21 protein-coding genes are annotated in these 23,610 nt (G+C 70.8%); 10 read left to right on the top strand and 11 right to left on the bottom strand.

Annotated elements, in window-relative coordinates:
• Nucleotides 1-19 precede the first annotated feature (19 nt).
• Together IFT89_RS12800 and IFT89_RS12795 are read right to left on the bottom strand one after the other, a co-directional pair.
• Complete coding sequence (locus IFT89_RS12800) at nucleotides 20-850, bottom strand: DUF3097 domain-containing protein (RefSeq protein ID WP_124769602.1); 831 nt, start codon at nucleotides 848-850, stop codon at nucleotides 20-22.
• Nucleotides 851-1,035: 185 nt separating this feature from the next.
• Nucleotides 1,036-1,782: a gamma-glutamyl-gamma-aminobutyrate hydrolase family protein gene (locus tag IFT89_RS12795; protein WP_124769603.1), complete on the bottom strand. Its 747-nt coding sequence runs from the start codon at nucleotides 1,780-1,782 to the stop codon at nucleotides 1,036-1,038.
• Between the two features lie 277 nt (nucleotides 1,783-2,059).
• Between IFT89_RS12795 and IFT89_RS12790 the strand changes: the two genes are divergently transcribed.
• From IFT89_RS12790 to IFT89_RS12770, 5 genes are all read left to right on the top strand, one after another.
• Nucleotides 2,060-4,132, top strand: coding sequence for a TPM domain-containing protein (locus IFT89_RS12790; protein ID WP_202939140.1), 2,073 nt, complete (start codon nucleotides 2,060-2,062; stop codon nucleotides 4,130-4,132).
• 74 nt (nucleotides 4,133-4,206) lie between these two features.
• The gene (locus IFT89_RS12785) at nucleotides 4,207-4,980 is read left to right on the top strand and encodes a PspA/IM30 family protein (RefSeq protein WP_064295284.1); all 774 of its coding nucleotides are present in this window, start codon (nucleotides 4,207-4,209) and stop codon (nucleotides 4,978-4,980) included.
• 79 nt (nucleotides 4,981-5,059) lie between these two features.
• Entirely contained in the window at nucleotides 5,060-5,920 is an 861-nt protein-coding gene (locus IFT89_RS12780; RefSeq protein WP_064295283.1) for an arginase family protein, read from the top strand.
• On the top strand, nucleotides 5,917-7,332 hold the full coding sequence (locus IFT89_RS12775; RefSeq protein ID WP_202939139.1) for a dihydrolipoyl dehydrogenase family protein: 1,416 nt from the start codon (nucleotides 5,917-5,919) through the stop codon (nucleotides 7,330-7,332). Before IFT89_RS12780 ends, IFT89_RS12775 begins: the two co-directional genes overlap by 4 nt.
• The gene (locus tag IFT89_RS12770) at nucleotides 7,329-7,739 is read left to right on the top strand and encodes a Fe-S oxidoreductase (protein WP_274500802.1); all 411 of its coding nucleotides are present in this window, start codon (nucleotides 7,329-7,331) and stop codon (nucleotides 7,737-7,739) included. Before IFT89_RS12775 ends, IFT89_RS12770 begins: the two co-directional genes overlap by 4 nt.
• A gap of 45 nt (nucleotides 7,740-7,784) precedes the next feature.
• On the opposite strand, the gene IFT89_RS12765 is transcribed toward IFT89_RS12770, so the two are convergent.
• A complete protein-coding gene (locus IFT89_RS12765; RefSeq protein ID WP_159453431.1) occupies nucleotides 7,785-8,240 on the bottom strand; it encodes an SIP domain-containing protein in 456 nt (151 codons plus the stop codon).
• A 272-nt stretch (nucleotides 8,241-8,512) separates the two neighbouring features.
• On the opposite strand from IFT89_RS12765, the gene IFT89_RS12760 reads away from it, so the two are divergent.
• From IFT89_RS12760 to IFT89_RS12740, 5 genes are read left to right on the top strand one after another with little or no spacing between them, the layout of a single operon-like run.
• A complete protein-coding gene (locus IFT89_RS12760) occupies nucleotides 8,513-10,021 on the top strand; it encodes an ABC transporter substrate-binding protein (protein WP_202939138.1) in 1,509 nt (502 codons plus the stop codon).
• Nucleotides 10,018-10,977, top strand: coding sequence for an ABC transporter permease (locus IFT89_RS12755; protein WP_079707217.1), 960 nt, complete (start codon nucleotides 10,018-10,020; stop codon nucleotides 10,975-10,977). The genes IFT89_RS12760 and IFT89_RS12755 overlap by 4 nt, the downstream gene beginning before the upstream one ends.
• The gene (locus IFT89_RS12750) at nucleotides 10,974-11,885 is read left to right on the top strand and encodes an ABC transporter permease (RefSeq protein ID WP_202939137.1); all 912 of its coding nucleotides are present in this window, start codon (nucleotides 10,974-10,976) and stop codon (nucleotides 11,883-11,885) included. The genes IFT89_RS12755 and IFT89_RS12750 overlap by 4 nt, the downstream gene beginning before the upstream one ends.
• Nucleotides 11,882-12,670 (top strand): ABC transporter ATP-binding protein, encoded by a 789-nt coding sequence (locus IFT89_RS12745; protein ID WP_124769609.1) that lies wholly within the window; start codon nucleotides 11,882-11,884, stop codon nucleotides 12,668-12,670. The genes IFT89_RS12750 and IFT89_RS12745 overlap by 4 nt, the downstream gene beginning before the upstream one ends.
• The gene (locus IFT89_RS12740; RefSeq protein ID WP_202939136.1) at nucleotides 12,663-13,448 is read left to right on the top strand and encodes an ABC transporter ATP-binding protein; all 786 of its coding nucleotides are present in this window, start codon (nucleotides 12,663-12,665) and stop codon (nucleotides 13,446-13,448) included. Before IFT89_RS12745 ends, IFT89_RS12740 begins: the two co-directional genes overlap by 8 nt.
• Nucleotides 13,449-13,751: 303 nt before the next feature.
• Here IFT89_RS12740 and IFT89_RS12735 read toward each other — a convergent pair whose 3' ends face one another.
• The 8 genes from IFT89_RS12735 to IFT89_RS12700 all read right to left on the bottom strand — a co-directional run.
• On the bottom strand, nucleotides 13,752-14,717 hold the full coding sequence (locus tag IFT89_RS12735; RefSeq protein ID WP_307783503.1) for an oxygenase MpaB family protein: 966 nt from the start codon (nucleotides 14,715-14,717) through the stop codon (nucleotides 13,752-13,754).
• 129 nt (nucleotides 14,718-14,846) lie between these two features.
• Nucleotides 14,847-15,611 carry an SAM-dependent methyltransferase gene (locus IFT89_RS12730; protein ID WP_202939135.1) on the bottom strand — a complete coding sequence of 255 codons (765 nt, stop codon included), beginning with the start codon at nucleotides 15,609-15,611 and terminating at the stop codon, nucleotides 14,847-14,849.
• Nucleotides 15,612-15,646: 35 nt separating this feature from the next.
• A complete protein-coding gene (locus IFT89_RS12725; protein WP_202939134.1) occupies nucleotides 15,647-17,365 on the bottom strand; it encodes a dipeptide ABC transporter ATP-binding protein in 1,719 nt (572 codons plus the stop codon).
• Nucleotides 17,362-18,234, bottom strand: coding sequence for an ABC transporter permease (locus tag IFT89_RS12720; RefSeq protein WP_191941427.1), 873 nt, complete (start codon nucleotides 18,232-18,234; stop codon nucleotides 17,362-17,364). Before IFT89_RS12720 ends, IFT89_RS12725 begins: the two co-directional genes overlap by 4 nt.
• Nucleotides 18,231-19,322, bottom strand: coding sequence for an ABC transporter permease (locus IFT89_RS12715; protein ID WP_202939133.1), 1,092 nt, complete (start codon nucleotides 19,320-19,322; stop codon nucleotides 18,231-18,233). Before IFT89_RS12715 ends, IFT89_RS12720 begins: the two co-directional genes overlap by 4 nt.
• Nucleotides 19,323-19,393: 71 nt before the next feature.
• Entirely contained in the window at nucleotides 19,394-21,016 is a 1,623-nt protein-coding gene (locus IFT89_RS12710; protein WP_202939132.1) for an ABC transporter substrate-binding protein, read from the bottom strand.
• Between the two features lie 90 nt (nucleotides 21,017-21,106).
• Nucleotides 21,107-22,627, bottom strand: coding sequence for an NtaA/DmoA family FMN-dependent monooxygenase (locus tag IFT89_RS12705; RefSeq protein ID WP_307783502.1), 1,521 nt, complete (start codon nucleotides 22,625-22,627; stop codon nucleotides 21,107-21,109).
• An 83-nt stretch (nucleotides 22,628-22,710) separates the two neighbouring features.
• Nucleotides 22,711-23,610, bottom strand: a 900-nt coding sequence (locus tag IFT89_RS12700; protein WP_202939131.1) for an amidase, incomplete at its 5' end; no start/stop codon positions are given.

Below are 23,610 nucleotides of genomic sequence, written 5' to 3'. Positions count from 1 at the left end.
GGCGCAACCGGCGGGCGGCTCAGTCGACGGTGACGAAGTCGATGAGCTGCTCGACGCGACCGAGGAGCTCCGGCTCGAGGTCGTTGAAGGTCCGGACCTGACCGAGGATGCGCTTCCAGGCACGGGCGATGTCGGCCTGCGAGTCGTGCGGCCAGCCGAACGCCTGGCAGATGCCCTTCTTCCACTCGATGGAGCGAGGGACGGTCGGCCACTCGCGCAGGCCGACCCTGGCGGGCTTCACGGCCTGCCAGACGTCGACGTACGGGTGCCCGACGATGAGGACGTTGCGGCCGTTCGGTCCGGCCATGACGGCGTCGGCGATCCGCTGCTCCTTGGAACCGGGGACCAGATGGTCGACGAGGACGCCGACACGACGGTCGGGGCCCGGCCGGAACTCGGCGAGCGCGGCGTCGAGGTGGTCGACGCCCGCGAGGTACTCGACGACGACGCCCTCCACGCGGAGGTCGTCGCCCCAGACCCGCTCGACGAGTTCCGCGTCGTGGCGACCCTCGACGAAGATCCGGCTCGCGCGAGCCACCCGAGCGGTCGTCTCCACCGCGAAGGAGCCGGAGGCGGTGCGCGCCCGCCCCGTCGGTGCGCGCTTCGGCACGACGAGGACGACGGGTTCACCCTCGAGGAGGAACCCCGCCCCCATGGGGAACACGCGTCGCTTGCCGCGGTAGTCCTCGAGCTCGACCGTCTTCGCCTCGACGCGCGTGATCGCGCCGCAGAAGCCGCCGAGTTCCTCGACCACGAGGTCGGTCACCGCCTCGACCTCACGGGCCACCACGCGGTTCTTCTTCCGCCAGTCCCCCGCGAGGACGTCCTGACCGTACCTGTCTTCGAACACCCGTCAACGCTAACCAACCCTCCGTCCTTTCTCAGGACGGCCCCGGCGTGGCGCGGCCGACACGCCGCAATCCAGGCTCGACACGCCGACGCCGTCCTGAGTCGGGGACAGGTCGAGCGGTGGGTCGCCTGCAGCGGGAGGGCCTCCTGGCATGCGAAGCCGCCCGGTGCGGAGACACGCCCCGACTAGGCTGCGGCGCGCTCAGCCTCGCGGGCGAGACCGCCGAGCAGGAGCCCGAGCTGGTCGTCCACGGTGCCGGGGTCCTCCGGGTGCCATTGCACGCCGGTGATCGGCAGGGTGCGGTGCTCGATCGCCTCGACGGTGCCGTCGGAGGCCCAGGCGACGGCACGCAGGCCCTCGCCGAGCTCGCCGACCGACTGGTGGTGGGCGCTCTGCACCTGGAGGTGACGGGCACCGAGTCGGAATGCGAGGGCACTCGAGGGGTCGAGCTCGACCTCGTGCGGGGTCATGCTCTCATCGACCGGGACACCCTCGTTGCGGTGGGCGCTGTGCTCACCGAGGTCCTGCACGAGCGTCCCACCGAGGGCGACGTTGATGATCTGGTGACCGCGGCAGATCCCGAGCAGCGGTGTGCCCCGCTCGGCGGCGCGACGGGCGACCGCGAGCTGGGCGCGGTCGGCCTCGGGGAAGTGCTGGCCTTCGGCGCGGTAGCCGGTGGTGCCGCCGTACTGGGCGGGATCGATGTCGGCTCCACCCATGATGACGACGGCGGAGGCCCCGTCGGTCGAGGCGAGGAGTGCTTCGGTGCCGAGGTCGTGCGCGGCCAACCGGGTCACGCGCCAGCCGGCCCGTTCGGCAGCGGCGATGGTCCGTCCGACGAGGATCTGCACGTACTCGTGGTACGCCTGGTCGTCCTCACGGAACCTGGTGACCTCGACGAGCGCCAGCATGGGTGAGACGTGTCCTTGCATGATGCTCCTTCCAGGGGTTCCGTGAGGTGACTCGACCAGTCTCGCCGGGCAGATGCCCTCGCGCGAGTGGCCGCGTCATGGTCGGTAACAGAGTCCGTCACGGTCGGTGACAGCGTCACGGTCGGTGTCGGCGAAGCCCCGTCACCGCCGTATAGCACAGCTCTGGTTCGGTGCGCTCGCTGGGAGCCCGCTGTAGAGATGTCGAGGGCCCGGACCTAGACTCGGAACCGAGCCGCGGGGTGGGGCTCCAGGGTCCGAACGAGTGACGAGGTGGCCGATGCGGGTTCGCTGGGCGGTATCGATCTGGGCGTTCTGCGTGGCCGTGCTCCTCGGAGCGGGAGCCACCGCCGCCTGGGCGGAGAGCCCGGTGCAGCTCGGGGCCGGGCGCGTGAGCGACAGCGCGGGTGTCCTCAGCAGCGGTGAGGTCACCGAGGTCACGACGGCCGTCGACGACCTGGCCGCGGATCACGGCGTCGACCTCTGGGTGGTCTACGTACCTACCTTCACCGACCCGAGTGACGCCGAGTCCTGGGCGAACCAGACCGCGAAGGACAACAATCTCGGACCGAACCAGTATCTGCTGGCCGTGGCGACCGAGGACCGCGCCTACTACCTCTCCGGCGACTCCAGCGGACCGGTGAGCGGCGATCAGCTGACCGAGATCGAGCAGCAGCGCATCCTGCCGCAGCTGCGCGACGACGACTGGGCCGGTGCCGGCGTCGCTGCCGCCGAAGGCCTGGGCGCCGCCGTCGGCGGCGGGTCGATCGGAGGCACCGGTGGCGGCTCAGGGGGCTCGGCCGGTTGGTTGACCATCCTGCTGATCGTGGTCGTCGCCGTCGTGGCCGTCATTCTCCTGGTCGTCTTCCTCCGCCGGCGCCGCGCTGCGAACGGCGACGGCGCGGTGACCGCGGGCCAGCAGGGGGCACCGGTCGACCCGCTGACCACCGCCCCGATCCCCGAGCTCGAACGACTCGCCGGCAGTGCGCTCGTCCAGACCGACGACGCCGTCCGGACGAGCGAGGAGGAGCTCGGCTTCGCCACCGCCTCCTACGGCGAACCGGCCACGGCCGCGTTCACCGCCGCCCTCGCCGGAGCGAAGGACGACCTCGCACACGCCTTCGCGCTCAAGCAGCGGCTCGACGACGCCGAGCCGGACACCGAGCAGCAACAGCGCGACTGGAACCTCCAGATCATCCGGCTCTGCGAGCACGCGAACCACGTGCTCGATGAACAAGCAGCCTCCTTCGACGAGCTCCGCGCGCTCGAGAAGAACGCACCCGCCGCGGTCGAGGAGCTGCGAGCCAGGGCGGCCGCGGCCGGACCGACGGTGACGGCCGCGCAAGACGCGGTGCGCGCCCTGCAGACGCGCTACAGCCCCGACGCCCTCATCACCGTGATCGACAACCCGGCGCAGGCGACGGAGCGTCTCGCCTTCGCCACCGCGGCGATCTCGGACGCAGCTGCACGGCTCGCCGCCGGAGACTCGGGCGAGGCCGCCGTCGGCATCCGAGCCGCCGAGGAAGCGCTCGACCAGGCCACCCAGCTCACCGGGGCCGTGAAGCGGCTGCAGGCCGACCTGACGACCGCCGAGCAGCACCTCGCCGCCCGACTGGCCGAATTGGACGGAGACGTCGCCGCGGCTGGCGGCCAACCGGACCCGACCGGCACCCTCGCCGCGGCGGTCGCGAGCACCACCGCGACGGTCTCCCAGGTTCGCGGCGCGCTCGGCGCACCGAACAACCCGATCGCCCTCCTCGCCCGCCTGGATGCGGCGAACACGCAGATCGACGGTGCTCTCCAAGGGGTGCGCACCGCGGCGGAGCAGCGACAGCGCGCCGCAGCCGCCCTCGGACAGACCCTGCAGACGGCGGGCGCGCAGGTGTCGGCTGCAGAGGACTTCATCGTCTCGCGGCGCGGAGCCGTCGGCCCGGAGGCCCGGACGCGCCTCGCCGAAGCCGGCCGCACCCTCGTGCAGGCCCAGGGCCTCGCCGCCAACGACCCGACGCAGGCGCTCTCCCTCGCCCAGCGCTCCAACTCGCTCGCGAGTCAAGCGGTGCAGCTCGCCCAGGCCGACCTCGGGCAGTTCCAGAGCCAGTCGGCGGGCGGACTCGACGGCATGTTCGGCGGCGGCCAGGGGCAGCAGGGCGGCAACGGGATGCTCGGTGCCGTCCTCGGCGGCATCCTGATCAACTCCGTCCTCGGCGGCGGCGGGTCCCGTTCCGGCGGCGGCATGTTCGGCGGCGGAGGATCGAGCGGCGGCATGTTCGGCGGTGGCTCCGGTCGCCCACGCAGCGCCGGCAGCTTCGGTGGCGGCGGCACCCGTTCCCGACGCGGTGGCGGTCGCTTCTGATCCGCGGCACCACCCACATCATCACCAGACACCGACCGACACGACCCAGCAGGACACGAGAGAGGAACCACACCATGGCAGAGAAGCAGTCCATCTTCGGACGCATCGCCCAGCTGACCAAGGCCAACATCAACGCGCTGCTCGACTCCGCCGAGGACCCGCAGAAGATGCTCGACCAGATGGTCCGGGACTACACGAACTCGATCGCCGACGCCGAGAGCGCGATCGCCGAGACGATCGGCAACCTCCGGCTTCTCGAGCAGGACCACCAGCAGGACGTCGAGGCGGCCTCCGAGTGGGGCACCAAGGCTCTGGCCGCGAGTCGCAAGGCCGACGAATACCGTCAGGCGGGCAACGCCGCGGACGCCGACAAGTTCGACAACCTCGCGAAGATCGCGCTCCAGCGCCAGATCGGCGCCGAGAACGAGGCCAAGCAGGCCGAGCCGCAGCTGGCCTCGCAGACGAAGGTCGTCGAGCAGCTGAAGAACGGCCTCAACGGCATGAAGACGAAGCTCGAGCAGCTGAAGACGAAGCGCAGCGAGCTCGTCGCCCGGGCCAAGACCGCGGAGGCCCAGCGCAAGGTCGCGGATGCGGTCGGCAGCATCGACATCATGGACCCGACGAGCGACCTGAGCCGCTACGAGGACAAGATCCGCCGCGAGGAGGCGAAGGTGCTCGGCCAGCAGGAGCTCGCCGCGTCGAGTCTCGACGCGCAGTTCAACGACCTCGAGGACCTCGGCGAGCTGACCGAGGTCGAGGCCCGCCTCGCCGCGCTGAAGGGCGGCGGTTCCGCGTCTCCCGCGATCGAGTCCTCCGGCCCCGAGTACACGCCGAACGCCGGCCAGTAGTGCCGATCCGACGGGCCCCCGGGACCTCCCGAGGGCCCGTCGCCCTCGCCCCCTCGCACCACCTCCAGGAAGGCACCGCATGACGAAGTTCGTCGTCGTCCCCCAGTGGCAGGGCTCCGGTTCGTCCAGGGCCATGCAGTTGATCGATGGAGCCGAGGCGATCCGTGGCGACCTGCCCACGGCGGCCACGACACTCGTCCACGTGCCGACGGAGGCCGGCGAGGCCCTCGACACCGACATCCGGCGCGCCAGTTCCCTCGTGACGACCGCGGAACTCCAACGTCAGGCGCTCGTCGGGATCGACGAGCCCGTCATCACCATCGGTGGGGACTGCGGCGTCGAACTCGCGTCAGTCGGTGAGGCCCTCCGACGCGACCCCGGCATCGCCGTCGTCTGGTTCGACGCCCACGGCGACCTCAACACCCCGCTCAGCTCGCCGTCCGGGTCGTTCAGCGGAATGGTCGCCCGAGCACTGACCGGCGAAGGCGCCGCGATGCTCCTGCCCGAGGCCCCACTCGATCCCGCCCGGCTCGTCCTCGTGGGGGTGCGCGACCTCGACGACGGTGAACTCGCCCACATCGAGGAGCGTGGCATCCCCATGGTCTCCTCGGTGATGACGAGCGCCGCCGAGGTGGTCGCCGCCGTCGAGGCGACGGGCGCCGACCGCGTCTACCTGCACGTGGACGTCGACGTCCTCGACCCCGCCGTCATCGCCGGCGTCAGCTCGGCCGTCCCCTTCGGTCTCGAACTCGGCACCCTGCTGGACTGCATCACCGCGCTCCGCGCGCGGTTCGGCTTCGCCGGGGCCGGCGTCACGGGCTTCTCCCCCGGCTCCCCCGACGCCGCAGCCGACGACCTCGGCACCATCCTCCGCATCATCGGCGCGATCAGTCGCGAACCGAAGCCCGACAGCACCAACCCGACAGGAGTCACCCCATGAGCCGTACCGTCGATCTCGTCGTCATCGGAGCCGGACCCGTCGGCGAGAACGTCGCCGACTACGCCCACAAGAGCGGTCTGAGCGTCGTCATCGTTGAGAGCGAACTGGTCGGCGGTGAGTGCTCCTACTGGGCCTGCATGCCGTCCAAGGCCCTCATCCGATCGGGCGCCGCCCTGCGTGCCGCCAAGCGCACGGGTGGAGCCATCCCCGAGGACACCGCGCTCGACCCGCTCAAGGTCCTCGCGCGACGGGACTCGTTCACGAGCGACTGGTCGGACGACGGCCAGGTCGATTGGCTCCAGGGCGCCGGCATCGAGCTGGTGCGTGGGCACGGTCGACTGACCGGCGAGCGCGAGGTCACCGTGACGGCCGCCGACGGCTCGACGACCGTGCTCACGGCGACGCACGCCGTCGCGGTCTGCACCGGATCCGCCGCGCTCCTGCCCGACATCGCGGGGCTGGCGGCGGTGGAGCCATGGACGAGCCGCGAGGCCACGAGCGTCCAGACCCTGCCAGCGTCCGTCGCCTTCCTCGGTGGCGGCGTCGTCGCCGTCGAGCTCGCGACGGCCTACCGCTCACTCGGGGTCGACGTCACGCTCGTCGCGCGCAGTGGCCTGCTCGGCAACACCGAACCGTTCGCCGGCGAACTCGTCGAGTCCTCCCTGCGTGAGCTCGGCGTGACGATCGTGCACGCCTCCCCCACCGCCGTCTCCCGGGCCGCCGACGGTGCCGTCACGCTCGAGTTCGACGACCGGGATGCGGTGACGACGGCGGAACTCGTCGTGGCCACCGGCCGGACGCCACGGACGGACGACCTCGGGCTCGAGACCGTCGGCCTGGAACCGGGTGCCTGGATCGAGGTCGACGATCAGCTCCTCGCCCACGGCAGCGACTGGCTGTACGCCGTCGGCGACGTCAACCACCGGGCACTCCTGACGCACCAGGGCAAGTACCAGGCACGCGCCGCGGGCGCGGTCATCGCGGCACGGGCGAACGGCGAGGACGTCGACACCAGCCCGTGGAGCGACCACGCGGCGACCGCCGACCACCGTGCCGTGCCGCAGGTCGTCTTCTCCGAACCGGAGGTCGCCGCCGTCGGACTCACGGCCGCGCAGGCCGAGGCGGCGGGGATCGACCACCGGGTGGTCGACTACGACCTCGGTGGCATCGCGGGCTCGAGCCTCCACGCCGACGGCTACACCGGGCAGGCGAGGATGGTCGTCGACGAGGAGCGCGGCGTGATCATCGGGATGACCTTCGTCGGTCAGGACGTCGCCGAACTCGTCCACGCGGCGACGATCGCCGTCGTGGGTGAGGTGCCGCTGCACCGCCTCTGGCACGCGGTGCCGTCCTACCCGACGATGAGTGAGATCTGGCTGCGGCTCCTCGAGACCTACCGGAGCGGTGCGTGACCCGTCCCGGCGAGGTCGATCAGCCGCGGAGCCGTCGTTCCGGCGGCCCGTGGCTCGACTCACCGCTCAGCCGGATCGGGTACTGGTACGCCACGCTCACCGGGCTCGTCTGGGGCGCAGTCTGGAGCACCGGGCCGGTCGAACGGCGGGGCGGGATGATCGTCTTCCGCGGGATGCCGTCGTGGACGTTCGGCCGAGGTGGTTCATGCGTCGGCGGGGTGTACCTCACCGACCGGAACGTGTCGACCCGGGTGCTCGAACACGAGGCGGTGCACAAGCGGCAGTGGCAGCGGTACGGCATGCTCTTCCCGCTGATGTACGCGATCGCCGGTCGTGATCCGCTCCGGAACCGGTTCGAGATCGAAGCCGGTCTCGAAGCGGGAGGCTACCTGCCGAAACGCCGCTGACGAGCGTCGCGGCGTCCGTGCGGTGCGGCCCGGTGCGAGGTCGTGTCAGTGCGATGCGCGCTCGACCGAGCTCGAGCGCTGACGTGCGCCGATGCTCGCCAGGGTCATCCTGAGGTCGTTCCGGAGACCCGTGAGGTGCTCCGTCTCACCGCCGATCCACACGTGGTAGTCGGCCGCGTCGTGTCCGTCGACGTCGAGCATCTCGCTCGCCCAGGCCCGGGTCGCTCGCGCGACGGCCTGACCGCGTGCGCACCGGCTGCCCGTTCCAGGTTCCCCCGAACGCGCTGCGCGGACGAGCCACGTCACGACGACGCGTCCCGGCGAGTCGAGGGTGGTGATCGACGCGGCGTCGTCGACCTCGACGAACACCTGACCGCGGGCGCAGATGGGGAGCAGCGCGAGGACCTCGGCCAGCTCGCCGACCGACGACTCGTCGCCAGCGAGCAGCACGTGGCGTGCGTCCGCGACGGCGAACTCCGCCGGATCCTCGAAATAGCTCACGCGATCAGTATAGGCGAGCCTAAGCTCACTTCGGCCCCCGCGCAGGGTCTTCCAAGGCGGCGGAGCACATCACGATCCGATCACTCTGTGACGCCCCCTGACACCGTGGCTGGCACCACACACGTCGACTGGGTACGCTCGCTGGAGCCCCAGCGATGCGGCTTTCCGGACGCGGTCCAGTATTCACGCGGCCCAGGCGGGAATGCCCGCTGCCCGGAACCGGTTGTGCGTCTCCAGATGCCGGCCACTCCAGCATCCCCGAAAGGACCTCCATGCGTCATCGTCAGCTGCGTCGTCAGCTCCTCACCGCCGCGATCGCGGTCACCGGCGCCGCCCTCGTCCTCACCGGCTGCGCAGGCCCGGCCGCGACGCCGACGCCCGACGCCGACGCGACCCTGCGGGTCGGTCTCGTCCTGGAGCCCTCCGACCTCAACATCCGCACCACCTCCGGCGCCGCGCTCGACCAGATCCTCATCGACAACGTCTACCAGGGCCTCGTGTCCCGCACCGAGGACAACCAGATCGTCGACACGCTCGCGAAGAGCCACGACATCAGCGCCGACGGTCTCACCTACACCTTCGTCCTCCGCGACGGCGTGACCTTCCATGACGGCGCCGCCCTGACCGCGGCCGACGTCGTCGACTCCATCACCCAGGTGCAGCAGGACCCGACCTTCGTCGACAACGTGGCGCTCCAGAAGGTCGCCTCGATCACGGCCGTCGACGACTCGACCGTGCAGTTGCAGCTCACCTCGCCCGACTCCAACCTCTTGTGGACCCTGACCGGACGCGCAGGACTCGTGCTGGAGTCGGGCGCCACCAACGACCTGTCGACGACCGCCAACGGCACCGGGCCGTTCACCTTGAAGACCTGGAAGCAGGGCGACAGCATCACCTTCGACCGGAACGCGAAGTACTGGGGCGACGCTCCGAAGGTCAAGGAGGTCGTCTTCAGCTACATCCCCGACGCCTCCTCCGCCGTCAACGCCACCCTCGCCGGCGAACTCGACGTGCAGACGGCGCTCGACGCGAACCTCAAGGAACAGATCACCCGTGCCGACGGGTTCAGCATCACCGAAGGCAAGACGACCGACAAGTACACCCTCGCCTTCAACAACCTGCGCGCTCCCCTGAACGACCCCCTCGTCCGGCAGGCGCTCCGCTCCGCCATCGACCACGCCGCGATCGTCGAGGCCGTCGGCGGCGCCGCGGTCGAGCAGTACGGACCGATCCCCGAGCTCGACCCGGGCTACGAGAACCTCAGCGAGCTCGTGAAGTACGACCCGGAACAGGCGAAGGCGCTCCTCGCCCAGGCCGGCCAGGAGAACCTGTCCCTGACGCTCACGATCCCGAGCTTCTACGGCACCTCGGTGGCCAACGTCCTGGTGTCCGAGTTCAAGGCCATCGGCGTCACCCTCACCGTCAAGAGCGTCGAGTTCCCGACCTGGCTGAACGACGTCTACACGAACAAGGACTACGACCTCAGCTACGTGAACCACGTCGAGGCACGCGACTTCCAGAACTGGGCGAACCCGAACTACTACTTCGGCTACGACAACGCGCAGGTCCAGTCGCTCTATGCTGAATCCGTAGCGGCGACCGATCCGGCCGTCGCAGCCCAGAAGCTCAAGGAGGCGGCGTACCTCGTGTCGAAGGACAACGCCGCCGACTGGCTCTACACCGCGATCACCCTCACGGTGGTGCGCGACGGCGTGACCGGCTTCCCCGTGGACTCGGTCAACTCGCGCATCAACCTGGCGAAGGTCGCCGTGACCGGGTGACCCGGTTCATCCTGACGAGGCTGGTACTCCTCCTCGTCGGGCTCCTCGCCGCGAGCGCCCTGATCTTCTTCACCATCAGGGTGCTCCCGGGCGACGTCGCCCAGGTCATCGCCGGAACGGACGCGACGCCCGAAGCGGTCGCTGCGATCCGTGAACAGTTGGGACTCGGCCAGCCCGTCCTCCTGCAGTACCTCGACTGGATCGGCGGGTTGCTCCGCGGCGATCTCGGGAACTCGCTCATCACGGGCACCCCCGTCGCCAGCGAACTCGCCCAGAAGGCGCAGGTGACCGTCCCGCTCGGCATCATGGCCCTCGTGATCGCCCTCGCGTTCAGCGTGCCGCTCGGGGTGTTGGCGGCCGTCCGGCGCACCCGCGCGACGGGCGTCGTCATCTCCTTCGCGTCGCAGGGGCTCGCCGCCGTCCCGGTCGTCTGGGCCGGCATGATGCTCGTGCTCCTCTTCGCCGTCGTACTCGGTTGGCTCCCGGCGCAGGGCTTCCCGCGCGCGGGCTGGAACGATCCGCTGGCGGCGATCCGCGCCCTCCTCCTCCCGGCGCTCACGATCGGCGTCGTCGAGGGCGCGGTCCTGCTGCGCTTCGTCCGTTCCGCCGCCCTCGACGCGATCGGCCAGGACTACGTCCGGACGGCGGCGGCGAAGGGGCTGACCCGTTCGCAGGCACTCATCCGCCACGGGCTGCCGAACGTGGCGCTCTCGGTCGTCACCGTGCTCGGGCTCCAGATCGCCGGGCTCATCGTCGGCAGCGTCATCATCGAACAGCTCTTCACGCTGCCCGGCATCGGGCGCATGCTCGTCGCCGATGTCGGCAACCGCGACCTCGTGAAGGTGCAGGGCGAGCTCCTCGTCCTCACTGGGGTGGTCCTCGTGATCGGTGCCGTCGTGGACGTCGTCCACCGTCTCGCAGACCCCCGACTCCGAGAACGGGAGCGGACCACATGACCGCCGGTCAGGATCACCCGCGTCGGCGCGCGGCATCAGGCGGACTCCGCACCCTCGTGTCCGGCCCGGCAGGCGTGTTCGGTCTCGTCGTGGTCACCCTGCTCCTCCTGAGCGCCGGCGTCTCCTTCCTCTGGACGCCGTACGACCCCCAGCTCACCGATCCGTTCGCGAAGTGGCTGGCTCCGTCGCCGGCCCATCTGTTCGGCACGGACGAGGTCGGACGCGACATCTTCAGCCTGCTGCTCGTCGGTGCGCGGGTGACCGTGGCCGTCGCGATCGGTTCCGCAGTCGTCTCGACGGTCATCGGGGTCGCCCTCGCCGCCCTCGGTTCACTCACGCGGCGCTGGGTCCGGGAGACGGTCGCGGTGCTGATCGACATCCTCATCGCGTTCCCCACACTGCTCATCGCCATGATGATCGCCTCGGTCTTCGGCGGCTCGCTGTGGGTCGTCATCTGGGCGGTGGGCATCAGCTTCGGCGTGAACATCGCCCGGGTGACCCGCCCCGAGATCCGCCGGGTCTCGCACAGCGAGTACGTGCTCGCCGGCAAGGCCGCCGGTCTCGGACCGGTGAGGAACCTGACGCGGCATCTGCTGCCGAACGTCGCACCGGTGTTCATCGTCCAGCTGTCGTGGTCGATGGCGGTCGCGGTGCTCGCCGAGGCGGGCCTGTCGTACCTCGGCTACGGCGCCCCCTCCAGTGTCCCGTCCTGGGGTCGGATGCTCAGTGAACTGCAGACCTACCTCGCCGTGCACCCGCTGTCGGTGCTGTGGCCGGGGCTCGCCATCACCATCACCGTCCTCGCCCTCAACCTCCTCGGAGACGCCCTGCGGGACGCGACCGATCCGACCCTCGGTCGCCGCGGACCCGCGTCGACCCCCACCTCGCCCCAGGGGGTGACCGCATGAGTCTCGACGTCCAGGACCTCGTCGTCACGCTCGGCGGTCGCCGGGTCGTCGACGGCGTGAGCTTCAGCGTGCCGGCGGGCGCACGGTTCGGCCTCATCGGCGAGTCCGGATCCGGGAAGTCGCTGACGGCGCTGGCGATCCTCGGATTGCTCCCCGACGGCGCCTCGGTGAGCGGCAGCATCCGCTGGCAGGGCGAGGAACTCCTCGGCCGCGACGACCGCGAACTCGCGCGGATCCGCGGGCGTGAGATCGGGATCGTGTTCCAGGAGCCTCGGACGGCACTCAACCCGATCCGCACCATCGGACGACAGATCGGCGAGCCGCTGCGCATCCACGAGGGGCTGTCGAAACGGGAAGCGCTCGACCGTGCCGTCGAACTCGCCGCGCGGGTCCGTCTGCCCGACCCCGAGCGCATCGTCCGGCGGTACCCGCACCAGCTGTCGGGCGGACAACGCCAGCGGGTCGCGGCCGCCATCGCCCTGGCCTGCGGACCCTCCTTGCTCATCGCGGACGAGCCGACCACGGCGCTCGACGTCACCATCCAGTCGGAGATCCTCGGCCTCTTCGAGCGTCTCGTGAGCGAGACCGGGGCGTCCCTCGTCTTCATCACCCACGACCTCGCGGTCCTCTCCCGGATCGCCAGTGACGCCGTGGTGCTCGCGCAGGGGAAGGTCGTCGAGGCCGGGCCGGTGGCCCAACTGCTGTCGATGCCGGTGTCGCCCGTGACGCAGCGGCTGTTGGCCGCCGCGAAGACCATGAGCTGGAAGGGCGAGGACGATGACTGAGCCGCTGCTCCACGCCCAGGGGCTCGGACGTGTCTACACCAACCCGAGGGAGTCGCTCTTCCAGCGCCCGAGCCGCACCGTCGCGCTCCACCCGAGCGACCTCGTCGTCGCCCCCGGTGAGGCCGTCGGCATCATCGGTGAATCGGGGTCGGGCAAGTCGACGCTCGTCCGCCTCCTGCTCGCACTCGACACCCCGAGCTCCGGGTCCGTCGCGTTCGACGGCCGTCCCGTCAGCGCCGCGGCGAGCGCCAGGAGTCTGCACTGGTTCCGTCGACAGACGGGTGTGGTGTTCCAGGACCCGTACGCGTCGCTCGACCCGCGCATGAGCGTGGGGCGGATCGTCGCCGAGCCGCTCTCGGCGCTCGGGATCGAGGGCGACCACCGTTCCCGGGTCCGCGCGGTGCTCCGGCTCGTCGGGCTCGACGCCGACGCGGCCGACCGCTTCCCGCACGAGTTCTCCGGCGGTCAGCGCCAGCGCATCGCCCTCTCGCGCGCGATCGTGCACCGCCCGCGCCTCCTCGTCGGCGACGAACCGCTCAGCGCGCTCGACGTCACCGTCCGCGCGCAGATCCTCGAGTTGCTCGGCGGGCTGCGTCAGGAGCTCGGGCTGGCGATCGTGCTCGTCTCGCACGACATCGGCGTGGTGCAGCATCTCTGCGACCGGGTCGTCGTCATGCGCGACGGAGCGATCGTCGAGGAGGGCCCGGTCGCCAAGGTCCTCAGTCGGCCCTCGCACCCGTACACGACCCAGTTGCTCGCCTCGGTCCCCCGCCTCTGACACCGTCCCGGTCCCTGAGCCACCACACGGTCCCTGGACCACCGTCGCTGGACCACCGTCCCGGCCCCTCAGCCACCATTCCCCGGTCCCTGAGCCTGTCGAAGGGCGACAATCCTCCGCGCAGAACCGCCCTTCGACAAGCTCAGGGACCGGAGACGGTTGGCGGCGCGATGACGCCCAAGAGGGCATGCCGACCTGCCGTCCGGTCCTGCGCCACCACCCGGTCCCTGAGCCTGTCGAAGGGCGAAGTACGGAACGCGGAGCGCAGCCCTTCGACAAGCTCAGGGACCGGGGACGACAAGCTCAGGGACCGGAGACGGCCGGCGGGTCCGCCAGGCGCCGGTGCCGGCGCAGGGCCGCGCGCTGGCTCGGCGACTCACCGTGCAGGACGAGCCCCACGATCCACAGGACCACCCGGGTCGCCGTCACGACCGGCAGCGGGATCGGGCCGAGATGAGCGGTGCGGAGCCCGAGGATGCGGCGGTACTCGGGTGGGATCGTCGCGACGGCTCCCGCGAAGAGGATCCCGTAGGCGGGGAGCAGCGAGCGGTCGAGCGGCGGTCGGCGGAGGAACGCCAGGGTCTCGTCGACCCGCGGGCCGCCGGTCAGGTCGCCGGCGTCGAGGTACCCGCGCAGCTGTCGGGCCAGCTCAGCCTCGGAGCGGGGCGGGTCGACGACGCCCATGAGTTCGCCCGCGAGCGCCCAGTCGGCCACATAGGCGTCCGCACCACCGGGGATCCGACCGCCCCAGGTCTGTCGCACGCTCAGGAAGGCGTCGGTGAACGCCAGGTGCACCCAGCGCAGGAGGTCCGGGTCGTTGGCCGCGTACGGGCGCACCACGCCATGGGCGTCGAGGTACTCCCCGACGACGCGTTCGTGGAGCTTGAGCACATAGTCGCTCGTCCGACGGGCCGTGTCGCGATCGCCGTAGGTGACGGTGAAGATCCAGCGGATGGTGCCGTCGAGCCGTCCGAGGGGGTCCTCCCGGTACCGGGACCAGTCGTGCACGCCGGCGAGCGCCCCGGGGTGGGCCGCCTGCAGGAGGAGCGCCCGGATACCGGCGACCATGGTCTCGACACCGCCGTGCACCGTCCAGGCCGCGGAGTCGGGCGTGAAGAACCCAGCGTCGGTGCCGTCCTCGAGATCGAGCGTCCACTGCGGCGGGCGGTCCTGCTCCACCGCGAAGACCGCGAGGATCCGTGAGCGGAGCCCGGCAAGCAGGCGGGTGCGCAGGCGGGAGACCGGTCGCCGTCCGGTGCCGACATCCACCACTCGATCGTCCTCCACTCGCCGTCACGACGAGCCTACGTCGGGATGCCGGTGGCCCCGCCCGTAGGGGGATCGTCTCCTCTATCCCGGTCCCTGAGCCTGTCGAAGGGCGCCTCGGCAGGGGCCCGGTCACCGGGCTGGCTTGCGCGCTTCGATGAGGGTTCGGGAAGAGTGTGCGACGAACGGACCGTCCTCCTGCAGGGAACGGTGCAGCTGCTGCAGGCGGTCGAGGTACCGCGCGGAGGTGAATCCGGGCACCATCCAGATCACCTTGCGCAGGAACCAGACGATCGCACCGACGTCGTGGAACTCGATCCGCAGCCGTTCGGTCCGCAGCTCCACGATCTCGAGTCCGGCGGCGCGGGCGGCGTCGGCCTCGTCGTCAGGGTGACGTGCTCGACGGACGGCTTCGGGCTGCGGGCCGAGGAAGGCCTCGACGAGTTCGAACACGCTCGCCGGTCCGACGTGCTGGGCGAGGTAGCCTCCTCCCGGCGCGATCACCCGCGCTACGTCGGCCCAGTCCACAGCGACGGGATGCCGGCTCGACACGAGCGCGAACGAGTCGTCCGCGAACGGCAGTGGAGCACCCTCCTCCGTGCGAACGACGACGACGCCGCGCGGGTGCAGGCGGGCGGCGGCTCGGGCGAGGTTCGGTGGCCAGGACTCGGTGGCGGCCGCGAGCGGTGGAAGCACCGGCGCCGTGTCGAGCACCTCTCCCCCGCCGGTCTCGAGGTCGAGCGAGGACGGGACGTCGGCCAGACGTCTCCCGAGCAGCTCCGAGAACCGCCAGGAGGGGCGCGCCTCACTGGCTCGGCCGTCGAGCCACGAGAAGTCCCATCCGTCGACCGAGGCGGCGTCGGCCTCGGCGACGAGGTCGTCGAACGATCGTGACATGGTCTCCTCCGTGCGTGGTTCCGTGGTCGGTGCGCTCATCCGACGGCCTCGAACCGGCTCGGATCGAGCCGCTCGACGTCGAACCGCGGCACCGCGTCGAGCAGCTCCCGAGTGTACGCGTGCTGTGGATGCCCGAGGACGGCCGAGGCCGGGCCCGACTCGACGACGCGCCCGGTCGACAGCACCGTCACCTCGTCGGCGATCTGCCGGACGAGACCGAGGTCGTGCGAGATGAACAGGTAGCTGAGCGCGTGCTCGTCCCGGAGGTCGAGGAGCAGTTCGACGATCTGCGCCTGCACCGAGACGTCGAGCGCCGAGGTGGGCTCGTCGAGGACGAGCACCGACGGCGCGAGGACGAGCGTCCTCGCGAGTGCGACCCGCTGGCGCTGACCGCCCGACACCTCCCGTGCACGACGCCCCAGCGCACTCGCGGGGAGGGCGACCTGGTCGAGGATGGTCGCGACGCGGCGCCGGCGTTCGGCGGCGCTCCGCACCCCGTGGATCCGCAGGGGCTCCTCGATGATCTGTCCGACGGTGTACCGCGGATCGACCGCCGAGAGCGGGTTCTGGTAGACCAGCTGGAGGTCGCGCGCGAAGGGGTTGGCGACGGCGTTGTCCCGCGGGAGTTCCCGGCCGGCGACCCGCACCGAGCCGTCGTCGAAGGAGGTGAGCCCGGCGACGATGCGCGCGAGCGTCGACTTGCCCGACCCGGACTCGCCGACGAGCGCGTGGATCGAACGCGGACGGAGGACGAGCGACGCGCCGTCGAGTGCGGGCGGCGCCTGCGGATCGCGTCCGAACCGTTTGGACACGTGCGACACCTCGACCACTGCGGGCGCCGCGTTCGTCTCGCCGCGCTGCTCCGCCTGCACCTGCTCGGCCGCAGCGCGGATGCGTTCCCGGTAGCGCAAGGGCGAGGACGCGGGTGAGTCCGAGAGCAGCCCCACCGTGTAGGGGTGCCGCGGTGCGAGCAACACCTCCTCGGCCGGGCCCGACTCGCGGACGTTCCCGTCCTGCAGGACCACGATCGCGTCGCTGCGCTCCTGCGCCAGCGCCAGGTCGTGGGTGATGAAGAGGATCCCGAGCCCGAGCTCCTGCCGGAGGCCGTCGAGGAGGTCGAGGATGCGCCGCTGGACGGTCACGTCGAGCGCGGACGTCGGCTCGTCGGCGATGAGCAGCTTGGGCCTCGCCGCGATGGCGATCGCGATGAGCACCCGCTGCAACTGCCCGCCCGAGAGCTCGTGCGGGTAGGACCGCACGCGGGCCGAGGCCTGACGGATGCCCACGTGGTCGAGCAGCTCGATCACGCGCGCGGGGACCTCCGAGCGCGGGGTGTCGCCCGCCACCTGGACCGCCTGGGCGATCTGCACGCCGATCCGCTGCAGCGGGTCGAGTGAACTCAGCGGATCCTGCGGGATGAAACCGAGCGTCGAGCCGCGCAGGGGGTGCCACTGCTTCCGGGAGAAGTCGGCGACCTCGTGACCGGCGACCGCGACCCGACCGGCGGTGACCGAGCCGTTGCCCGGGAGGAGCCCCGCGACCGCCCGGGCGATCGTGCTCTTCCCCGAACCGGACTGACCCACGAGCGACACCGTCTCGCCGCGCCCGACCTGGAACGACACGTCGCGCACCGTGTCGGTCAGCCCCCTCGAGCCACGTGTCCGGTACCCGACGGCGAGTCCGTCGACGAGCAACGGCACCGGAGCCGCGTCGACGACATGGAGTGCGCTGTGCTGCAGGGCTGCCTGGTTCATGCGGTGGTCCTCTCGCGGGTGAGTTGGCTGAGACGGCTGATGGCGAGCACGGTGACGGCGATCACGAGGCCCGGGACGACGACGAGCCACGGCGAGGACACGACGTACTGACGACCCTCGGAGACGAGCAGGCCCCACTCCGGGTCGGGGGGCGGAGCTCCGTACCCGAGGAAGCTGAGCGAGGAGATCCAGATGATCGCGAGGCCGAACTGGAGGGCCGTGAGCGACAGCACCGCGGAGTACGAGTTCGGGAAGACGTGCTTCGCGAGGACGTACGCCCGCGACCCGCCGAGATGGTGACTCGCCTCGACGAACGGCAGGTCCTTCACCGTCAGCACCTCGGAGCGCATGATCCTCGTGAACGCCGCGATCGAGGAGATCCCCACGGCGACGGCCGCGTTCAGGGTGCCGAAGCCGAGCGCCACGACGACGACCATCGCGAGGAGCAGCCCGGGGATCGAGAGCAGCACGTCGACGATCCGGCTGATGACGGCGTCGACGAGACCGCCGAACGACGCGGCGACGAGCCCGAGGACCGTGCCGGCGCCAAGTCCGATGAGGACGGCGACCGCCGAGCCGAGCAGGGTCCGACCGGTGCCGTGGATCACCCGCGACAGCAGGTCGCGACCGAGGGAGTCGGTTCCGAACCAGTGCGCGACCGACGGAGCGGCGAGCGCGTTGGCGTCGTCGGGCTCGAGCGGGTCGTACGGCGTGAGGAGGCCGGGTGCGACGACGGACACGAGGACGAGACCGACGACGATGATCGCCAGGACGTCCGCGACCCCGAGGCGGCCGAGGAGTCGACGGAACACGTCCGGTCCGTCGTCGGCCGCGGTGACGTCGCGGTCCGGGTGGAGTCGGAGGCTCATGCGTCCACGCTCGCTTTCGACGGGATACCGTCGGGCACCGCCGTCCCCGTCGCCGCCGCTGTCGCGACAGCAGGCCTGGCGAGGCGGGAGCGTCGGGGCCGCCCATGCCCCGGGCGGACGATGCGCGGGTCGAGGACGGGGTAGGCGAGGTCGGTCACGAGATTGATGCCGACGTAGATGGAGGAGATGAGGATGACGACGGCCAGGATCACCGGGGTGTCCTGATCGCGCACGCTCTCGAAGGTGATGAATCCGAGGCCGGTGCGGGTGAACACGGCCTCGACGACGACGGCACCGGCCAGCAGCTCTCCGACGACGAGGGCGAGCATCGTGATCGACGGGATCGCACCGTTCTTCAGGACGTGGCCGAGAGCGATCCGGACCTCGCTCGTCCCCTTCGCGCGGAGCACGGTGACGAAGGGTTCGTCCGCAGCCTTCCGGAGTCCCTGGATCAACACCTGCGTCAACGGACCGTTGACGGCGAGCGCCAGGGTCAGCGCCGGGAGCACGTAGGACACGAAGCCCTGATCGCGCACCGACGACACCCAGCCGAGCTGGAAGGAGAAGATCGCGAGGAGCACGAAGCCGATGAGGAAGCTCGGCGCGGAGATCGAGGCGATGGGCGCCGAGGCCGCGATGCTCCTGATCGCCTTGACGGGGCCGTACACGGCGGTGAGCGCGATCGCGAGCGACAGCACGATCGTCATGACGAACGCCACGCCCGCGAGCACGATCGTGTCCGAGAAGCCCTGCGCGACGAGGTCCGACACGGCACGACCGCTCACGAGCGAGTAGCCGAGGTCCCCGTGGAGGAGCCGACCGACCGTCAGTGCGAACTGTTCGATCGGCGACAGGTCGAAGTGGTAGTACGCCCGCAGTGCTTCGCCTGCGGACGGGGGCAGTGGGTTGAGCGGGCTCGTCAGCTTGTTCTCGATGGGGTCGCCGGGCAGGACGAAGAGGGTGAAGAAGACGAGCGTGTAGACGAGGGCGATCACGAGGAGCGCCTGGGCGACGCGCCTGATCACGTACTCGCGGTACTGCCGGCGTCGCGTGTCCGCCGCGCTGGCGTTCGGATGCTGGTTGGACATGTGGGGCCTCCTCTCGGAAGGGACGGGACCGGGTACGGGAGGGCCGTCCGGTCGACGGCCCTCCCGCTCGCTCAGTCCTCGATCGAGGTGTTGTAGAACTCGGGCAGGGCGCCGTCGGTGAGGGAGAAGCCCTTCACCCGCTGCTGGGTGACGAACACCTGGCTGTCGTTGAGGATCGGGACGACGTAGGCCTGGTCGATCAGGTGGTCCTGGATCTGTCCGAGGATCACCGCACGGGTGTCGTCGTCGGTCGCCTCGTTCTGCGCGTCGAGCAGCGACTGCAGGGTCGTGTCGGAGCCGGCGAGACCGAGGAGGTCGGAGCCGTCCTTGCTGTAGTACTCGCTGAGGCCCTTCGAGGGGTCCGGGTGCGGCCAACCGACCCGGAGCGCCCCGACCTCCGGGTCCGCGAACGCGGTCGCCCAGTAGGTGGAGTAGTCGAGCTCGTTGAGCGACAGCTCGATCCCGACGTCTTTGAACTGGTTCTGGATCTGCTGGAAGAGGCTCTTCGCCGTGTTGTCGTAGACGTCGATGTAGGTCTTCACCGTGAGCCGCTCGCCGCCCTTCGTGCGGTAGCCGTCCGCGTCGTGCTCGGTCCAGCCGGCTCCGTCGAGGAGGTTGTTGGCCGCATCCGGGTCGTAGGCGAACTTCGCCGATTCGTCGACGTAGCCGAAGGTGCCCGGCGACAGGACCGACGTCGCGGGCGTCCAGCTGTCGGTGTACTGCGTCTCGATGATCTGCTCACGGTCGATCGCGTGCAGCAGCGCCTTGCGGACGTCGACGTCGTCGAGGAACGGCGCCTGGCTGCGGAGGAACCACTGGTTGCTGAGACCGACACCCGTCTTGGACACGATGTCGTAGCCGGCGTCGACGAGCCCTTGCTCCTCGCTCGGCTGGACGTAGCGGATGACGTCCGCCTCGCCCGACTTCAGGGTGCCGAGCCGGACGCTGTCCTCCTGCACGGGGATGACCGTGACCGAGGCGAGGTGCGCCTCGCCCTGGTTCGGGGAGGACGGCGGGGCCCAGGCGTACCCCTCACGACGGTCGAGCACGATCTCCTTGCCGTAGGTCTCGGAGGCGACGACGAAGGGACCGGAACCGATGAGGTTCACGAACTGCGACTGCTCCTCCTTGCTCGCGTCGATCGTGGCGTCGGCGACGAGCCCGGATCCCCACCCGGTGAGCACGTCGAGGAAGGGCGCGTAGGGTGCGGCGAGGACGACGGTGACGGTGCTGGTCGCGTCGTCCGGCGTCGCGACGAGACCGGGCGGGAACTGCGCGTTCGGGGTCGTGCCCTTCGCCTCGTCGCCGGTCGACTGCCAGTTCAGGTTCTTCGCGACGCTCGTGGCGTCGACGGCGGTGCCGTCGCTGTAGGTGACGCCGTCACGGATCACGAAGGTGTACGTGAGACCGTCGGGACTGACGGTCCAGGAGTCGGCGATCCACGGTTCGAGTTCGCCCGTCTCCGCGTTGCGGTAGAGCAGGCGGTCGGTGATGTTCTGCTGCAGCGCACGGGTCTGCCACGTGCCCGCCTCCTGCACCTGCGCCGAGGTGGGGATCTCCGCGTCGAGGTAGGTGAGGCTGCCACCGTCCGCGTCGGACGAGGCCGACGCCGCCGAGCAGCCGGTCAGCGCGATGCTCACGGCGACGAGTGCTGCGGCGGCGAGTCGTGCTCGCCGTCTGGTGGTTCGGGTCATGACGGGTACTCCTGTGGGTCGGGGTGGTCCGGTGCTGTGCCGGTGTGGTTGCCCATCCTGGTCGGCGCACCCGGCCACCCCGCCGCTCTGTTACGACAGGTTTCCCGCGGGTTCCTTCGATGACGCCGTGTGACCGTCGAGCGCCCTCTCGTGCTGGTCGCCGAGGTTCCGTCCTCCGCGATATCGTGCGGCCGGGTGGTCGTCGGGGAGCCGGGCCGCCCCGCCCGTCAGGCGCTCGCGGAGCGTCTCCCCCGGTCGATACGCGTCGCGCAGCCGCCCTCGGCGACGCAGCTCCGGGACGACGAGTTCGACGAAGTCGGTGAGCGTGTCGAGGCTGTGGTACTGCCGCAGGTTGATCCCGTCGATACCGACCTCGTCCAACCATCGCTCGATCTCGTCGGCGACGACCTCGGGGGTGCCGACGGCGAAGAAGTCCCGTTCGAGGTCGCTGCCGACCCGCACGATGAACTCGCCGACGGTGCCGGCCGTCACCTGCGGCGGCAGGGCGTCCGCCGGGACCCCCTCTGCGGCGAGCGCCTCGGCGACGGTCCGGTCCTCCGGGTGCGCCAGCGGGTCGAACGGCAGCCCGGCGTGCACGAACCGGCCGACGATACTCGCATGCTCGCGGTACTGCGCGGCCTTGGCCTCGGCCTCCTCCTGCGTCCGCGCGACGATGACGGCCGCCTGGACGACGATCTTCAGCGCGGCCCCGTCGCGTCCGTTGTCGGCCGCTGCCGCACGGAACCGCTCCAGGAGGGGGCCTGCACCACCTGGACCCCGCACGCCCGTGAACACGGCCTCGGCGTGCCGTCCGGCGAACGCGATGCCGGCCGGTGAGGCGGTCGCGGTGTAGAGCAGCGGTGTCCGTTGGGCGCTCGGCTCGGACAGGTGCGGTCCGGCGACCTGGAAGTAGCGCCCGACGTGATCGATGTACCGCACCTTGTCGGGGTCGGAGTAGACGCCGGCCTCCCGGTCGCGGATGACGGCGTCGTCGTCCCAGGACCCTTCCCAGAGCTTGTAGAGGACGTCCAGGTACTCCTCGGCGATCGCGAACCGTTCGTCGTGCGGGATCTCCTCGGCGAGGCCGAAGTTCCGTGCGGCGTTCGGCAGGTAGGAGGTGACGATGTTCCACGCGACGCGGCCGTTCGTCAGGTGGTCGAGGGTGCTCATGCGACGCGCGAAGGCGAACGGCGGCTCGTAGCTCGTCGAGAAGGTGATGCCGAAGCCGAGGTGCTCGGTCACGGCGGCCATCGCGGGGACGACGAGCAGCGGGTCGTTGTTCGGGATCTGCAGGCCCTCACGCAGGGCGTCGGCCGGGCCGCCGCGGAAGACGTCGTAGGCGCCGACCACGTCCGCGATGAAGATCGCGTCGAACCCGCCCGCCTCCGCTGTCCGGGCAAGTGTCGTCCAGTACCGGATGTCGGTGTACTGGTCGCGTCGGTTGTCCGGCAGGCGCCAGAGGCCGTGGGTGATGTGGCTCACGCAGTTCATCTCGAACAGGTTGAGGATGAGCTGCTTGGGGCTGGACCGCGTCGGGCTGGACTGTTCGCTGATGATCGACTCCTCCGGTGGAGCGGCGATCGGTCCGTCCGGACCGGGCCGCCTCAGCACCCTAGGCGCAGCGGGAGGGACGAGGTCCGGCCGCGGTGTCACATCCCGTCATACGCCACCGGGCGACGCGGGGCGACGATCGGTCAGCGGGCGACGGACGGGACGCGGTCCTGCCAGCGCAGTCGCCGTTCCAGTTGCGCACCGAGGGCGAGCAGGGTGGCCTCGCCACCGGGACGCCCGATCAGCTGGACGCCCATCGGCAGCCCCTCGGACGTCTCGTGCACCGGGAGCGTGATGGCCGGCAGGCCGGTCGCGTTCACGAAGGAGGTGTGCGGCGCGTAGCGCACCTGCTGCTCGAAGTTCAGCTCGGGCGAGTCCTGGTCGTACCACCCGATCGGCCGTGGTGTCTGGGCGAGCGCCGGCGTGATGATCGCGTCGAACGGCGCGAACTGCGCGAGGACGCTGCGTTCGAACCGGTGGAGACTGGCGAGCGTCTCCATGAGCCGGGTCGCCGGCAGCGCCCGACCGCGCTCGACGAGGGACCTCGTGATGGGTTCGAGGAGCGCCAGCTCCGCCTCCGAGGACGCCGGGACACCGGCCGCTGAGGCCTGCCAGATCGTCGTGAAGTCGGTCGGGTACCGTTCGGCGTCGCGAAGGGTGAGCTCCTCCAGGCCGTGCCCCATCGCGGTGAACGCCCGGGTGGCGACGTCGACGGCGGCGCGGGCCTCCGGGTCCACCGCCAGCTCGAAGGCGCTGTCCCAGGGTGAGCCGTCGAGGACCGCCAACTGGAACCGGCCCTCGCCGCGCACGGCGTGCCCGAGCAGGGGTCCGTCGTCGGCGTCGGGTGCTCGCAGCGTGAAGTGATGGTCGATGCGTCCGTGCACGCGCTCGATCATCGCGTCGAGCAGGAGCGCCGCGTCGGCGACGGTCCGGGCGATCGGCCCGGGGACGACGAGGCCGGCGAGTCGGTCGACACCGGAGCCCGCGGGGACGAGCCCCCGCGTGGGCTTCAGGCCGACGAGCCCGCAGGCGGCCGCCGGGAT

Source organism: Plantibacter sp. CFBP 13570 (assembly GCF_014841395.1).
Taxonomy (GTDB): Bacteria; Actinomycetota; Actinomycetes; order Actinomycetales; family Microbacteriaceae; genus Plantibacter; species Plantibacter auratus.
This window is presented reverse-complemented; position numbering and strand designations above follow the sequence as displayed.

What these genes read in the sequence shown, in the direction of transcription:
- IFT89_RS12780 (WP_064295283.1), top strand. Translation starts at nt 5,060, where the DNA reads ATGACGAAGTTCGTCGTCGTCCCCCAGTGGCAGGGCTCCGGTTCGTCC.
- IFT89_RS12750 (WP_202939137.1), top strand. Translation starts at nt 10,974, where the DNA reads ATGACCGCCGGTCAGGATCACCCGCGTCGGCGCGCGGCATCAGGCGGA.
- IFT89_RS12710 (WP_202939132.1), bottom strand. Translation starts at nt 21,016, where the DNA reads ATGACCCGAACCACCAGACGGCGAGCACGACTCGCCGCCGCAGCACTC.
- IFT89_RS12795 (WP_124769603.1), bottom strand. Translation starts at nt 1,782, where the DNA reads ATGCAAGGACACGTCTCACCCATGCTGGCGCTCGTCGAGGTCACCAGG.
- IFT89_RS12740 (WP_202939136.1), top strand. Translation starts at nt 12,663, where the DNA reads ATGACTGAGCCGCTGCTCCACGCCCAGGGGCTCGGACGTGTCTACACC.
- IFT89_RS12720 (WP_191941427.1), bottom strand. Translation starts at nt 18,234, where the DNA reads ATGAGCCTCCGACTCCACCCGGACCGCGACGTCACCGCGGCCGACGAC.
- IFT89_RS12790 (WP_202939140.1), top strand. Translation starts at nt 2,060, where the DNA reads ATGCGGGTTCGCTGGGCGGTATCGATCTGGGCGTTCTGCGTGGCCGTG.
- IFT89_RS12715 (WP_202939133.1), bottom strand. Translation starts at nt 19,322, where the DNA reads ATGTCCAACCAGCATCCGAACGCCAGCGCGGCGGACACGCGACGCCGG.
- IFT89_RS12785 (WP_064295284.1), top strand. Translation starts at nt 4,207, where the DNA reads ATGGCAGAGAAGCAGTCCATCTTCGGACGCATCGCCCAGCTGACCAAG.
- IFT89_RS12730 (WP_202939135.1), bottom strand. Translation starts at nt 15,611, where the DNA reads ATGTCACGATCGTTCGACGACCTCGTCGCCGAGGCCGACGCCGCCTCG.
- IFT89_RS12725 (WP_202939134.1), bottom strand. Translation starts at nt 17,365, where the DNA reads ATGAACCAGGCAGCCCTGCAGCACAGCGCACTCCATGTCGTCGACGCG.
- IFT89_RS12745 (WP_124769609.1), top strand. Translation starts at nt 11,882, where the DNA reads ATGAGTCTCGACGTCCAGGACCTCGTCGTCACGCTCGGCGGTCGCCGG.
- IFT89_RS12760 (WP_202939138.1), top strand. Translation starts at nt 8,513, where the DNA reads ATGCGTCATCGTCAGCTGCGTCGTCAGCTCCTCACCGCCGCGATCGCG.
- IFT89_RS12775 (WP_202939139.1), top strand. Translation starts at nt 5,917, where the DNA reads ATGAGCCGTACCGTCGATCTCGTCGTCATCGGAGCCGGACCCGTCGGC.